The organism is Niabella sp. (assembly GCF_030150205.1).
Lineage (GTDB): Bacteria > Bacteroidota > Bacteroidia > Chitinophagales > Chitinophagaceae > Niabella.
In genome coordinates this window covers 41932-56339 of the sequence record NZ_JASLGT010000029.1, presented here as the reverse complement: position 1 = coordinate 56339, position 14408 = coordinate 41932, and the positions used below count along the sequence as shown (strand labels likewise).

Sequence of the window (14408 nt, the reverse complement as noted above, 5' to 3'; positions counted from 1 at the left end):
AATGATTTATTGCGTGATAGATCCTTGTTTTTTCAGCAATGCAAAAAAGCGGTCAAGATTGGTTCCCAGGCTTTTTTCAAACGAAGCCTTCATGTCTTCCGGCTGCGGATGTTTATTCTGCCATGTATTAAAATAATCCCGGAATGCCTGGTCTATTTTATCCTGCCCAAACTGGCGCTCCAGCAAATACATCCAGATGGAGGTTTTGATATAAGAAACCAATCCATAATCTTCGGAGGTCTTAAAATCAGCTGCCGGCTGCTCAATCATACTTTGCATAGGGATCTGTGAAAGGGCAAAATAGATACGCTCCTGGAACTCCGGTACCGGCAGTTTCTTGATTTCCTCGGGTATCGATTCCCGCGCCACTGAATTGTAATGGTATTTTTCCGCTTCGTACCGGAACTGGTAATAGGTATTCAATCCCTCATCCTGCCAGGTATGGGCACGTTCATTGGACCCCAGCATGCTCATAAACCAGTTATGGCCTACTTCATGGGCAATAACACCGTCCAGGTATTCCTTCGTGGCATCGGGACAGGTAATGAGCGTGATCATCGGATATTCCATACCGCCGCTGGAATTGTTTTTGGGGCCTTCAAAAGCCTGTGCCGTTGGGTACTGGTATGCGCCGATCCACCTGCTGTAATGATGAACAGCATCTTTTACATAGTCGATGCTGTTGTTCCATAATGTACCCGGCTGGTAATGATAATAGGTAAATACATCTACCGTTTTATTCTTTAGCTGTATGGTATCATACTGGATGACCAGGCCTTTTTCGGCAAACCATGCAAAGTCCGGCACATCTTCTGCTGTATAGGTAAGTGTTTTCAAACCTGCTTTTGCCGGCTTGTAAAGTTTGGGTGATACATCTCTTCCCGCTGCATTCGCTGCTCCAACAGATTTGTATTGTGCTAATTCTTCCTTGTCCTGCAAAACGCCCGTGGCACCTACTACATAGTCGGAGGGAAGCGTTATTTTAACATGGTAGTCGGCGTATTCACTGTAAAACTCGCCCATATCCAGGTAGGGAAATTCATGCCAACCGTTTTTGTCAAATACGGCGGGTTTGGGATACCATTGACAGATCATAAATTCACCGTCGGCGAACCCGGATCTTGAAAAATAGGAGGGTAATTTTACCTTAAAGTCGGTGGTAATGGTAGCCGTAGCCCCGGGTTTTAAGGGGGTGGGCAACAGTACCTTAATAATATCAATGTATTCCGGGTTCGCATGGGGCGCTGTTTTCGCCGGCTGCCCGTCTACTTTGAAATTAAGCCCATCAATAGAACCATAGGTTATGGCACCCAGTTTTTCAGTGCGCGAAAGATCGCCCCGGATCTGCTTGAAGAGGGCTGTAGAGTCGTTCTTATAGGCATTGGGCCAGATATGAAACCAGATAAAATTGAGCGTTTCGGGTGAATTATTTTTGTATTGGATGGCCTGTTTGCCGGTTAACGACCGGGCTTTGTCATCCAGGGTTACCTGCATATCATATTTCAGGCTTTGTTGCCAGTAACCATCCTGGGCAAAGCCAACGGTGACAACAAGGGTAAGCATCAGCGTAAAAATCTTCTTCATGCACACATTTTTTTAAAGATAGCCAAAAAAAAGCAGCTGAATGGTGTCGCCGGGCGGTTTTAACGCAGGGTTTAGAGAAACCGGGCAGGAAAATGGAATCCCAAAAAAAATATTTTTAAGGAGTAGGGGGAATTACTCTTTCGGTTGTATTCAATAGTAGCGCTAGTATATTTGCAGATTAGAATGGCTTTGGACCAGGTTCAATATAAAAATGTTTTTGATCTTCATTATGAGGCATTATACGGGTATGCCTGCTCCATACTGCGATCGGAAGTGTATGTAGAAGACATTTTGCAGAACATTTTTATAAAGCTTTGGGAAACCCGCGCCACGATACAGGTGGCGTCTGTAAAAGCATACCTGTATACAGCGGTGCGCAACGAGTGCCTCAATCAACTGAAGCATAAAGGGGTGCAGGCCGTATATGCACATACTGCAAAGATTACGGGAACGGAGGCCGACCACGGCAATAAGGCAGAGCAAAAGGAGCTGCAGGAACATATACAGGGGCTTTTAGACCGTTTGCCAGAGAAATGTGCCACCGTTTTTTATATGTGCCGGCAACTGGGGCTCAGCTACCGGGAGGTGGCGGAGGAATTAGACCTGTCGATAAAGACGGTGGAAAATCATATGACAAAGGCATTGAAATTCCTGCGCGGCGGACTGGCGGCCTACCAGGTGAGCCTGTTGTTTTTATTCATTTATCAACTTTTCAATGTATAAGATATGGAGCATAAACTGATAGCCTATCATGAGCAGCTGTTGGATGCTTCGGAACGGAAAGCGGTAGAGCAATGGTTGCAGCAGGATCCGGCACACCAGGGCATTTATGACAAAACTATCCGGGTATGGGAGCAATCCAGGAATAAGGTGGAATATACCCAATATAATAAAGAACGGGCCTGGGATAAGATCCAGGCACAGATCGGTCAGGCTCCTGCGGTAAAGAACAGAGGCAGGATCGTTTCGTTGAAATGGTGGCGGGTAGCGGCAGTTGCTGCTTCAATTGCGGGGATCGTATTGTTGTTCCTGGTATGGTATAGTCCTGCCAACCCACCGTTAGTAGCAGGTAACGAAACCCGGAACGTGCATTTAAAAGATAACAGCAATATTGAATTATATGCGAATGGTATATTGGAAATAGACCCGGCCTTTAACAAAAAAACAAGAACCGTAACCCTAAAGGGCGATGCACGCTTTGATATCGCCAGAGACCCGGATAAGCCGTTTATTATTCATAATAGTCATAACATGGATGTGCAGGTGTTGGGTACGTCCTTTACCATTCAGCAACGTACCGCATTTAACACCGTATATGTGCACTCCGGAAAGGTAAAAGCAACCCTGGGCAGTCAAACCGTAACGGCGGTTGCCGGGCAAAAGATCGTGCAGGATAACAACACACATCAACTGCAACTGCGCGCGATCCAAACGCCTATTGAAACCGTGTTACAAACGCGAACCATCCGCTGTAAGGATATGCGTATCGACAGCCTGGCAAATATTCTTAAGGAACTGTACAATGTAGATGTTCAGTTTGACCCGGCCATCGGCAGCAAACGGATTACGAGCACATATTTTTCCTACGAATCGCCGGAGCAGGTAATGGAGAACATTGCACTGATGATCAACGCTACCTGGCATAAAAAAGACGACCATTATATCATTACTAAATAAACCTTTTTGAAAAAGCTTTTTTTTATTGTATTGCTGTTTACTTCCGGCTTATGGGTATCGGCACAACCGGTGATGTTGCAAAAAGTGATTACGGTCGATTTCAGAAACATCACCATGTATGATGCGCTGATGCAGATCGAATCTAAGGCTGGTTTTTATTTTTCTTATGACAACCAGCTGATCAGGAACCAGAAACGGGTATCCTTTACTGCTTCCGATAAACCCGTACACGAAATACTGGACATGCTGTTTGATAATGACTACCAGTACATCGTTCAGAATAATAAAGTGGTTATCCGGAAAAAGGAACCGCCACATATTGTGGTGCAGGGACGGTTTATTGATCAAACCGATCAAACGCCGGTGGCGTATGTAAGCGTATATATACCCGAACTGCAGATTGGAACCATGTCGGATGAACAGGGTTTTTTTTCGTTGAGGATGCCCCTGACGCAACAGCCGGTATTAACGGTAAACCGCGTTTCTTACTATGATACGGTGTTAACGATCGATAGCAAAAACAACCCGGCATTAACCGTTCCCCTGGTGCCCAGGATCATGGAGGAAAATGAAGTACGCATGACGTCGGTACAGCGCCACTGGCTGGCCCGCAGGCTGATTGGTACCCGTCAGCGGCTCAGCAGTATCAACCTTAAAAATTATTTCTACCAGCAAAAATTCCAGTTAGGACTGCTTCCCGGCATTGCTACCAAGAATGTATTGAAGGGGCAGCAGGAGAACAATCTTTCCTTTAATGTACTGGGCGGGTATGCCGCGCAGGTAGATGCCCTGGAGATTGGCGGCCTCTTTAATATTGTGCAGAAACATGTACGTTCCGTACAGGTGGGAGGATTGGCGAATCTTGTGGGCGGCAGTGTAAATGGTGTACAGATCGGCGGATTGTATAATTATGCTGGTGATACCCTTCGCGGATTGCAGGTTGGTGGCCTGGCCAATGCCGATAAAAGTGCAGTGAGCGGTGTGCAGATCGCCGGTTGGTATAATGAAAGTAAAACCTTCACCGGTTTACAGATCGGTGGTATCGTAAACAGCGCCCGACGCGTTGATAAAGGAATGCAGCTGGCAGGTATCGTAAATCATGCCCCGGCTTTCGGAAGCGGCGTACAGCTTTCGGGGCTGGTAAATATTGCCGGGGAAATGGGTTCCGGTGTTCAGCTTTCCGGTTTGGTAAATCGTGCGAAAACGATCAGCGGCCTGCAGGTGGGGGTCCTGAATCTTGCCGATACGCTGCACGGTATTGCCATTGGGCCATTCAACTACCAGCGGAACGGCAAGCATGCTTTCTCCATATCCGTACAGGAGAATGCCCAGGTTAATATCAGCTATAAATCGGGAAATAAAGCCCTTTATAATATCCTGCAGCTTGGCTGGATCGATGCGCATAACCCCGGAGGATATTACCTGTTCGGTTATGGATTGGGCAGTGAGTGGACATTAAAACGCAATATAAAAATGGCGGCTGAGCTGGTAAATTTATTTTATACACCGGCGCATGGTTTTAATAGTGATTATAACAATATCAATTTTCAGCCCCTCTTTATCTGGCAGGCGCATAAAAAACTGCAATTGTTTGCAGGTCCAAGGCTGCAATACCAGCTCCCTTCACAACATCCCGGGCAAACAGTGTATTCGGGTTTCCGGAGAAATATGATTGCCCTGAATGGAAGTGCACGCCACCCGCTGGATCTTGGCTGCACGATGGGAATAAATATTTTTTGATAAGGGAGTAGGGGTAAACCCTCTTTAGGATGTATTACTGGTATACATTACTAAAGATATGAAAATAAAAAATTGCATTTTACTACCAGCATTCATTATTACCGGTTTTCAGCTTGCTGCCCAGGAAGAGGCGGGCAAAGCGGTTCATCTGGGATTGGTTACGCCCATCAGTACTCAGGGTATTCATGCCCGTGAAATAAGTCCTGTATTTGCCTTGCATGCATTACAGGGTGTGAACCGGGATAACAAGGGCGCTTCTATTGCCGGGTTACACACAACCCTTTACGGCAGTAACCGTGGTGTAATGATCAGCGGGCTTATGAACCGCGTAAAGGGATCCGATAAAGGCGTTGCCATTGCGGGGTTAATAAATACGGCACAAAACGGAAGAGGGATCCAGGTTGCAGGATTGCACAATCAGAACACGGGCAACGGTTTTATACAGGTGGGTGGCATCAGCAACAGTAGTCATTACAGTTTGCTGCAGCTTTCCGGCCTGGTAAACACTACACAAAATGCCGGTTACCAGATCGCGGGGCTCTTTAATAAAGCCGGAACGGTTAAGGGACTGCAATTGTCGGGCCTGATCAATGTTGCAGACAGCTCCCAATATCCCATTGGTATTTTAAACTTTATTAAAAACGGCGAAAAGCAGATCGGGGTACAGGTGTATGATGATGTGTCTGCCAGTATCCTGCTGCGTACCGGCAGCTATAAAACCTATGGTATCATCGGAGCCGGCCTTGCAAGAGATCAGAAGAAAACCGTTCTTCAGATGGAAACCGGTCTGGGGTACCGGATACCGCTGGCGCACCGGCTCCGTATGAATACAGAGGCCGTTATTATAGCGCGTACAGATGTACATAATTTCATCAAACATGTGGAATCTTTAAGAATACTGGCGGGCTGGAAGATTACCCCGGGGTTGGAACTGACCATTGGACCGGCAATGTATCTCACCGAACAATCCGATTCGGAATTGTTTGCCGGTCATTATATCTGGAAATTCAAAAAAAGAGCATCCTTCCTCCTGTTGGCACCGGGTGCTGTAGCAGGGATCAATATCCGTCTTTAATTCATTCATCAAATATTTATAAAAATCAAAACAAAATGAAACAAACACTTTTTTTAGGATTTATCGCTGTACTGTTAACCATTGCTCAGAGTTGCAAAAAAGTATATCCGGATGGGCCTGCTGTAAAAGAAACGCGTAATGTTGGGGCGTTTGGAAAAGTTGAAACCACTTTTAGCGCACATGTAGAATACCGTACCGGCGCATCTAAAGTAGAAGTATTGGCTGCAGATAATATACAACACTATGTGATCACAGAGGTAGTTGATGATAAACTGGTGATCCGTACACCCAATAATGTGTCCATCAAAAGAGGCAGTGTAACCGTATACGTAACGGCACCCGCGCTTACCGCAGTAACACTTACCGGAAGCGGAAATTTTACCGCCTTTGATGTGCTGGAGACCGGTGCCCTGGAACTGAAACTTACAGGTTCGGGCAATATCACGATCGACCGGTTAAAAGCCGTATCACTGAAAAGCCAGATCAGCGGTGACGGGGATCTGTACATCAATAATGGCGAAACGAGCAGCCAGGATGTAACCATAACCGGAAGCGGTAACTACAACGCACATCCGATGCAAAGCAAGGAAGCGAACGTGCGGATTACCGGGTCGGGAAATGCGAAAGTATGGGCGAAGGACCAGTTAAACGTAACGATCACAGGAAGCGGAAACCTGCGCTATGTGGGTACGCCGGTTATCGCTACTTCCATCACGGGGTCTGGAAATGTAAGAGCGCTCTGATGCTTTTTGAAGACGGCTGTAACAGATGATTCCCATACGGCATACATTCAGCCATACATGCAGGTAGCAGGAGCGGCAAGTTTTGTTCCGTATTACCTGCACGTTGTTAAGGTTTACTTAAACAAAAGTCTAAAAATTATTTCATCAAAAAACAGGGTGTCGGTTTATAGCAAAAACCAACATTCCACCCTCAAAATCTTACGGCTCAGCCAGTATTGTTTTTAATGGGTACATAACGCATCTATGTTTGTAAAAAAATAGTTTATGAAAAAAATACTTTTCTTATGGCTGCTGTTATTGTTCAGCAGTTTCTCAAACGCAGGCGCTCCGGCCGATTTTAAGCTGGTGAAAATTACTAACGGAATTATGTTGTATGAGCGGTGGGTGATGCACAATGGCAATAAGGTGCGGGAGTTGAAAGCTTCCTTTGATGTTGCCGAAGCCGGCCTTCCCGATGTGGTAGCCCTTTTGAAAGATGCGGGAAAAGGAAGCCGCTGGAATGTAAGATCCAGTCAGTACAAAGTTACCAGAACTCCGGATGAGCATGTATGGCTGAACTATATCCGTTATTCCCTGCCATGGCCGATGGAAGACCAGGACTGCAGCTTGAAATATTTTTACAATGCATCCGCTGCGGCTGCAGGTGCTCAGACCATTTATTTCGAAAGTATCCAGCACCAGGTATACCCGAAGTTTAAAAATGTAACCCGCCTGGAAGGAACATCCGGGAAATGGACGGTAGATCCCCTGGAGCACCGGCAATCGCGCATTACCTACCAGATCCTTACCAATAAGAGCGGTACCGTACCCCGTTGGGTTTCTGATCCGATTGTATACGACAACATCATTACAACGATGTCGCGGTTTAAATCTTTACTGCAACAATATCATTAAAATGCATATGAATAAAAAGTATACACTGATCACCGGGGCCAGCAGCGGATTGGGAAGTGCCTTTGCCCTTTGTTGTGCCCGTTTAAAAATGAACCTGGTCCTGATTGCGCTGCCGGGAAGTACGATCAAAACCACGGCCGAAGAACTGATCCGTTTGTATGGGATCGATGTGCAGGTATTTGAATTTGACCTTACAAACCGGGTGGCATTTGAAACGCATATCGCTCTTATTAAAGAGGAATACCCGGTAAATTTTCTGATCAATAATGCCGGTATGGGTGGAACGGTGTCTATGCTGGACTGTTCGCCGCAACTGATCGATAAGATCATTCAATTGAATATTGGTTGTACCGCTTTGCTTACGCGCGAACTGCTGCCGCAGTTGTTGCAACAGGAAAAAAGTTTTATTCTCAATATTGCAAGTATGGCGGCATTCTCGCCCATCGCTTATAAAACGGTTTACCCCGCATCAAAGGCGTTTGTATCTTCCTTTTCCCTGGGACTCCGGGAAGAGCTGCAGCAAAAAGGCGTATCTGTAAGCGTTGCATATCCGGGCCCGATCATGACCAATTCCGACACCTCCCGGCGGATCCTGCTGCAGGGTTATAAAGGTCGGCTTGGACTTTTCTCAACAATGGACCTGGCCGGCCGCATCATCCGGCACACGCTGGCCGGCAGGGCAGAGATTGTTCCCGGCTGGTGGAACCGGATGAACCAGGCCTTAATGGGACTGATACCCTCAACTGTAAAAGTGCGCCTGATCTCCGGAGCCGTTAAACGTGAATTACAATTAACACATTAAGTATGCCCAAGGTTCTCATTACCGGTGCCAGTGGTTTGCTGGGATATAACACCGCTCTTGAATGTTGCAGGAATGGTTTTGAGGTGCGGGTATTGATCCGTAAGTCCTCAAATGCCGATCTGCTGAACGGACTTTTTTGCGAAGTATATTATGGGTCCGTTGAAGATGCAGCGGCTGTAAGCGAAGCGGTGAGCGGTTGCGACTATGTGGTGCACACGGCTTCACTTACGGAACAGTGGGGGATCGGTTTAAAAGCGTATGAAGCGGTAAATATCCGCGGCACGGAACATATCATCCAGGCTTGTTTGTTGCACCGGGTAAAGCGGCTGGTATATATCAGCACGGCCAATACCATTGCTCCCGGGTCCCTTGAATGTCCGGGCACGGAGTTGAATGCTTTTTCGCTTTTTAAGATCAATTCACCGTATATCAATACCAAATATATCGCTCAGCAAAAAGTGCTGGAAGCCGTGGTGGAAAAGGGATTGCCGGCGGTGGTATTAAATCCGACATTTATGATCGGTGCGCACGATCAAAAGCCCAGCTCCGGTCAGTTGCTGAAATATGCGCTGGGTAAGGGCCTCCTGTTTTATCCGCCGGGCGGAAAGAATTTTGTACATGTAAGGGATGTAAGCCGGGCCATTGTTTTTGCCTGCCGGAACGGGGAAAACGGAGATTGTTTTCTTATTGCCGGAGAAAACCTGAGTTACCGGGAATTCTTCCGGATGGTGAACCAGCTGGCACGCCAAAGAACCGTCTTGTTGCGCATTCCGGGGTTGGCCTTAAGAATTGGCGGGATATTGGGAACAGCGATGGGCCGGTTGTTGGGCAGGCGGTTGAAGCTGAATTATGCATCGGCTTATTTACTGTGTTTACAGAATTATTATTCGGGTCAAAAGGCTTCACGGGCATTGGGATTGAATTATACACCGGTTGCCGTTGCGGTAGCGGAAGCATTGGAATGGTTTCAGAAAAATGATAACACCCGCGTATGATCTTAGGTGCCCTGATACTGCTTTTGCGAAAAATAACGCGCAGGCAAATGGAACGGATATTGCAGCATACGCTGGTAAAATACCTGGCAAGGATCATCATTCTCTATGGTTTTAGTGTGGTGTTCCGGTCTTTTGATATGTCCTTTACCAGTGCTGCAGGTGCCTCTTTTTTCAGGAAGCAGTCGTTCAGCATCATGTTTGTATTACTTGGACTTCTGATTTGGTCAGGAGGCGAAGGATTATCGGGGTTCATACAACGCCGCAGTTCTAAAAAGAAATTTCCCTACACGATCGTATTCCCTTTTTTGGGGCTTGTATTGTTTGGCATTTTTGCAGCATTTCTTTTCGGACTTACCTATTCTTTTTTTGATATTTATTTTTTTGATAATTATGAGGCCTGGAAAAGTTTTAGCCGGCTGAGCTATGATCTTATTTTTGGGGCCTTTATTTTTTACCTGCTCATATTAAGCTTTAACGGCATCCTGTTTTATTATAAGAACTGGCAGGAGGCCCGGCTCAATGCAGAGAGGCTGAAAAGAGAAAATATGCAGGCCCGTTATGACGTGTTAAAAAGCCAGATCGATCCGCATTTCTTTTTTAACTCGTTGAGCGTGCTTACCGGGCTTGTTTATAAAAGTGCAGATCTTTCTGCAGAATATATTACACAGCTTTCAAAATGCTATCGCTATATTCTCGATCAGAAAGAAGAGAACCTGGTTTCACTGCAAACGGAGCTGTCTTTTCTTGAATCGTATTTATTCCTCATTCGCATCCGGCATCAAAACTCCATCGTTTTTCATATTGATGCACCTTCTCAACAGCAGCAACATTCCCTGTTGCCTCCATCGGCCTTGCAAATGCTGGTGGAGAACGCCGTAAAGCATAACCGCTTTGCTGCAAACGACCCGTTACATGTAAAGATCCGGTTTACAGACCAGCACATTATTGTTACCAACGATCTCCGGAAACGAAACGGGATCCGGTTTTCAACAGGAGTGGGACTTTCAAATATCCGGAAGCGATATGAACTCATAACGGAAGAACATGTAGCTATCCGGGAGGTTGATGGAAATTTTATAGTACAGCTTCCTTTTCTTCCGGAAAGATTAAAGGACCAGTTTTAAAAAAAGGAAACGGTATGAACGTAATTATATTTGAAGATGAAAAGCTGAATGCAGACCGGCTGATCCAGTTGCTGGAGGGACTGGTGCCCGGATTGAAGGTGCTCCGGGTGATTGAATCGGTTGATGAGGGTGCTAAATGGCTGGCGGTGCACGGCGCGCAGGCAGACCTTGCCTTTATGGATATACAACTTTCAGATGGTAATTGTTTTGAATTGTTTCAACAGGCGGAAGTACGGATGCCCGTGATCTTTACAACGGCTTATGACAAGTTTGCCTTGCAGGCCTTTAAAGTGCACAGCATCGATTATTTAATGAAACCCATCGATAAAAATGAACTGGAACGGGCATTACAGAAGTTCAGCTATTTCCGGCCGCAGTCCGGTGCCCGTCCGGCGCTGGATCTCTCCCGCATAGCAGAGGTCTTCTACCGGCAGGAAAATACCCGTTTTACAGGCCGGACCAATAACCAGATCGTATATGTAAAATCAAAAGATATTGCCTGTATCTGTTATGCGGATGGCATTACAAAGGCGGTTACACATACTGGCAAAAAACTACCCCTGGATTACTCGCTCGATCAGATGGATAAAATGCTGAATAAAACCATGTTCTTCCGCATCAACCGGAAAATGATCGTTTGTATAGATGCCATCGTAAAAATCAATAGTTACTATAACAGCCGCCTCATCCTGCAGCTCAGCCCCGAAGCCGATACGGACACCGTGGTCAGCCGGGAGCGGGTGTCGTTGTTTAAAAGCTGGCTGGAAGGGAGGGAGGCGGGCGTTTAGCAGTCGGGAGTCAGATTTCAGAGTTCAGTTATCAGTTATCAGTTATCAGTTATCAGTTTTCAGTTATCAGTTGTAGCGTTCATGTTCGGGGATGATAAATCAGTTGAAGATTAGCAATGAATAAAAGATCTGCTTATCCGTCCGTAATCATCTGAAAACTGATAGCTGATGACTGATAGCTAGTATGATGAGCACTTAGCTTTTAGCTTTCAGCCTTCAGCTGTGGCGTTCCTGTTCGGGTGTGATAAATCAATGAGGATTCGCATTAGAAAAAGGACCTGCTTGTTCCGAACGGATCATTCTGATAACTGATAGCTGATGACTGATAGCTAGTATGAGAGCGATCAGTTTTCAGTGCTCAGTCTTCAGTTATCAGTTGTAGCGTTCATGTTCGGGGATGATAAATCAGTTGAAGATTAGCAATGAATAAAAGATCTGCTTATCCGAACGGATCATTCTGATAACTGATAACTGATAACTGATAGCTATCTAAAATCCTCTTGAAACCGGCTGCTTCTTCACAAACAAGCCAACCAGTAACATCCCCGCTAAAAAGCCACCAATATGCGCAGAATAGGCAACGCCCGACTGCTCCCGGCCGCCGATCGTATTTACCTGACTAACGATCTGCATGGCGATCCATAAACCAAGAGTGATGATCGCGGGTACCCGGAATGTAAAGAGCAGGGCCCAGATGCGTATCCGGTTGCGGGGAAATAGAATAAGGTAGGCTCCCAGTATGCCGGAAATGGCACCGGAGGCGCCCAGGCTGGGAACCAATAAGCCATCTCCTAATACCGCCGACATCAGTACATGGGCCAATGAAGCCAGCACACCACATAAAAGGTAAAAGACCAGGTACCGGAAATGCCCCATGGCATTTTCAATATTGTCGCCAAAAATTGACAGGTACAACATATTGCCAAAAATATGGCCGATGCTCCCATGCATAAACATGGAAGTAAAAACGGTAATGTAAACAGGGGAAGGGCTGGGCCCCAGTCCATTGGTTCCTACAATATCCGTTCCGGTAAGCAGCTCTCCCGGTACTGCGGCGTAACTCAGCAAAAAATCAATATTGGTACCAAACCGCTGGTAGTAAACAAAAACAAAAATATTAAGCGCAATGAGCAGGTAATTCACATAGGGGGTAAGGGTGCGCCCGGTATTATCATCTCCGATCGGCATCATAGCGGATAAAGTTTAAAGTTAACCAATGGCTTGTTATAAAGAATATGCGATGATCATGCAAAGTAGGATAATTAAACCTAAAATCAAAAAGGGCTTATACCGGTTCAAACGGATCATCTGCCGGGTAGTTTGTTCTTTCTTTTCAATGAGGTTCCGGCTGTTTGCAGGTGCATGGATCCGCTTTAACTGGTTCAGTATCCGCAGCTGGTCTTCCGGGTATAATAAAGAAAGGCTATCGGCCATCCACCGGATCACTTCCTTATTGACCGGCTCCTCATTAAAATGATTCAGGATATCGATCCGGGAATCGGCAATGAGTGACTCCAGGGTATGATACAATCCTTTTTTGTCGACCCGGTATTCATCATAATGAATCAATTGCTGATGGGCGTTTAGCAGCGCCTGCAGTACCTGCGGAGGGGTGTTAACGACCGGCTCCATGCGGTTGCCCATGGTTTGGCTAAGCCAGCGTTCCTGCAGGTATTGTTCTTTCAGATCAGACCGGGTAAGTGTGTCATAAGCTTCCTTTATCAGGCTAAACCGGGCTTCGGCATAGGTATCCGATGGATTTTTATCAGGATGATAAAGGTGCGCCAGTTTGCGGTACGCCATTTTTATCTCACCAATGGAAGCGGAAGGTGTAAGGCCCAGTATCTGATAATAATCCTTCAATAAAAACGGTTTAAATGCAAAGTTAAGACCTTGGAAGTTTTCAGTGGTCAGCCTTTAGCGTTTAGTTATCAGTTTTCAGTGCTCAGTTATCAGTGTTCAGTTATCAGTTGTGGCTTCTCCTGTTCGGGAAATGATAAACCTTTTGAGGATCTGCATTGAATAAAAGATCTGTTTATCCCGCCCGGATCATCTGAAAACTGAAAACTGATTGCTGATGACTGATAGCTAGTGTGATAAGCGTTCCGCCTTCAGCTGTGTCGTTCCTGTTCAGGGATGACAAACCTTTTGAGGAACCGCATTGAATAAACGATCTGTTTATCCCGCCCGGATCATCTGAAAACTGATGGCTGATGACTGATAGCTAGTGTGATAAGCATTCAGCTTTTAGCCTTCAGCTGTGGCGTCCCTGTTCAGGGATGACAAACCTTTTGAGGATCCGCATTGAATAAAAGATCTGTTTATTCCGCCCGGGATCATCTGAAAACTGAAAACTGATTGCTGATGACTGATAGCTAGTGTGATAAGCATTCAGCTTTTAGCCTTTAGCCTTCAATGTGTCTGTTCCTGTTCAGGGATGATAAACCTTTTGAGGAATCGCATTGAATAAACGATCTGTTTATCCCGCCAGGATCATCTGAAAACTGAAAACTGATTGCTGATGACTGATAGCTAGTGTGATAAGCGTTCAGCTTTTAGCCTTCAGCTGTGTCGTTCCTGTTCAGGGATGATAAACCTTTTGAGGATTCGCATTGAATAAACGATCTGCTTATCTCGCCCGGATCATCTGAAAACTGAAAACTGATTGCTGATGACTGATAGCTAGTGTGATGAGCGTTCAGCTCTTAGCTTTCAGCCTTCAGCTGTGGCGTCCCTGTTCAGGGATGATAAACTTTTTGAGGAACCACATTGAATTAAAAGATCTGTTTATCCCGGACGGGATCATCTGAAAACTGAAAACTGATTGCTGATGACTGATAGCTAGTGTGATAAGCATTCAGCTTTTAGCCTTTAGCCTTCAGCTGTGGCGTTCCTGTGATCACACCTCTATTGAGGGATAGCATTGAATAACGGATCTGCATATCACGAACGGAATCATCTGAAAGCTGAAAACTGAAAACTGAAA

13 protein-coding genes are annotated in these 14408 nt (G+C 45.9%); 10 read left to right on the top strand and 3 right to left on the bottom strand.

What is annotated here, in order from left to right; genetic code table 11:
- Positions 1 to 6 precede the first annotated feature (6 nt).
- Positions 7 to 1584, bottom strand: a complete 1578-nt coding sequence (locus Q1V85_RS22035; protein WP_300603318.1) for a M1 family metallopeptidase — start codon at positions 1582 to 1584, stop codon at positions 7 to 9.
- 183 nt (positions 1585 to 1767) lie between these two features.
- Between Q1V85_RS22035 and Q1V85_RS22030 the strand changes: the two genes are divergently transcribed.
- The 10 genes from Q1V85_RS22030 (at position 1768) to Q1V85_RS21985 (ending at position 11422) form a co-directional block, all read left to right on the top strand.
- On the top strand, positions 1768 to 2307 hold the full coding sequence (locus Q1V85_RS22030; RefSeq protein WP_300603315.1) for an RNA polymerase sigma-70 factor: 540 nt from the start codon (positions 1768 to 1770) through the stop codon (positions 2305 to 2307).
- 3 nt (positions 2308 to 2310) lie between these two features.
- Positions 2311 to 3261, top strand: coding sequence for a FecR domain-containing protein (locus tag Q1V85_RS22025; protein ID WP_300603313.1), 951 nt, complete (start codon positions 2311 to 2313; stop codon positions 3259 to 3261).
- Positions 3262 to 3267: 6 nt separating this feature from the next.
- A complete protein-coding gene (locus tag Q1V85_RS22020) occupies positions 3268 to 5001 on the top strand; it encodes an STN and carboxypeptidase regulatory-like domain-containing protein (protein WP_300603310.1) in 1734 nt (577 codons plus the stop codon).
- Positions 5002 to 5059: 58 nt separating this feature from the next.
- On the top strand, positions 5060 to 6076 hold the full coding sequence (locus Q1V85_RS22015) for a hypothetical protein (RefSeq protein WP_300603308.1): 1017 nt from the start codon (positions 5060 to 5062) through the stop codon (positions 6074 to 6076).
- 35 nt (positions 6077 to 6111) lie between these two features.
- The gene (locus Q1V85_RS22010; protein ID WP_300603305.1) at positions 6112 to 6819 is read left to right on the top strand and encodes a head GIN domain-containing protein; all 708 of its coding nucleotides are present in this window, start codon (positions 6112 to 6114) and stop codon (positions 6817 to 6819) included.
- 264 nt (positions 6820 to 7083) lie between these two features.
- Positions 7084 to 7713, top strand: a complete 630-nt coding sequence (locus Q1V85_RS22005) for a hypothetical protein (RefSeq protein ID WP_300603302.1) — start codon at positions 7084 to 7086, stop codon at positions 7711 to 7713.
- Between the two features lie 7 nt (positions 7714 to 7720).
- Positions 7721 to 8515, top strand: a complete 795-nt coding sequence (locus Q1V85_RS22000) for an SDR family NAD(P)-dependent oxidoreductase (RefSeq protein WP_300603301.1) — start codon at positions 7721 to 7723, stop codon at positions 8513 to 8515.
- Between the two features lie 2 nt (positions 8516 to 8517).
- A complete protein-coding gene (locus Q1V85_RS21995; RefSeq protein ID WP_300603298.1) occupies positions 8518 to 9510 on the top strand; it encodes an NAD-dependent epimerase/dehydratase family protein in 993 nt (330 codons plus the stop codon).
- A 47-nt stretch (positions 9511 to 9557) separates the two neighbouring features.
- The gene (locus Q1V85_RS21990) at positions 9558 to 10634 is read left to right on the top strand and encodes a sensor histidine kinase (protein ID WP_300603295.1); all 1077 of its coding nucleotides are present in this window, start codon (positions 9558 to 9560) and stop codon (positions 10632 to 10634) included.
- A 14-nt stretch (positions 10635 to 10648) separates the two neighbouring features.
- Positions 10649 to 11422, top strand: coding sequence for a LytTR family DNA-binding domain-containing protein (locus Q1V85_RS21985; RefSeq protein WP_300603292.1), 774 nt, complete (start codon positions 10649 to 10651; stop codon positions 11420 to 11422).
- 489 nt (positions 11423 to 11911) lie between these two features.
- Here Q1V85_RS21985 and Q1V85_RS21980 read toward each other — a convergent pair whose 3' ends face one another.
- Positions 11912 to 12613: a rhomboid family intramembrane serine protease gene (locus Q1V85_RS21980; protein WP_300603289.1), complete on the bottom strand. Its 702-nt coding sequence runs from the start codon at positions 12611 to 12613 to the stop codon at positions 11912 to 11914.
- Positions 12614 to 12646: 33 nt separating this feature from the next.
- Positions 12647 to 13285, bottom strand: a complete 639-nt coding sequence (locus Q1V85_RS21975; RefSeq protein WP_300603286.1) for a J domain-containing protein — start codon at positions 13283 to 13285, stop codon at positions 12647 to 12649.
- Positions 13286 to 14408 lie beyond the last annotated feature (1123 nt).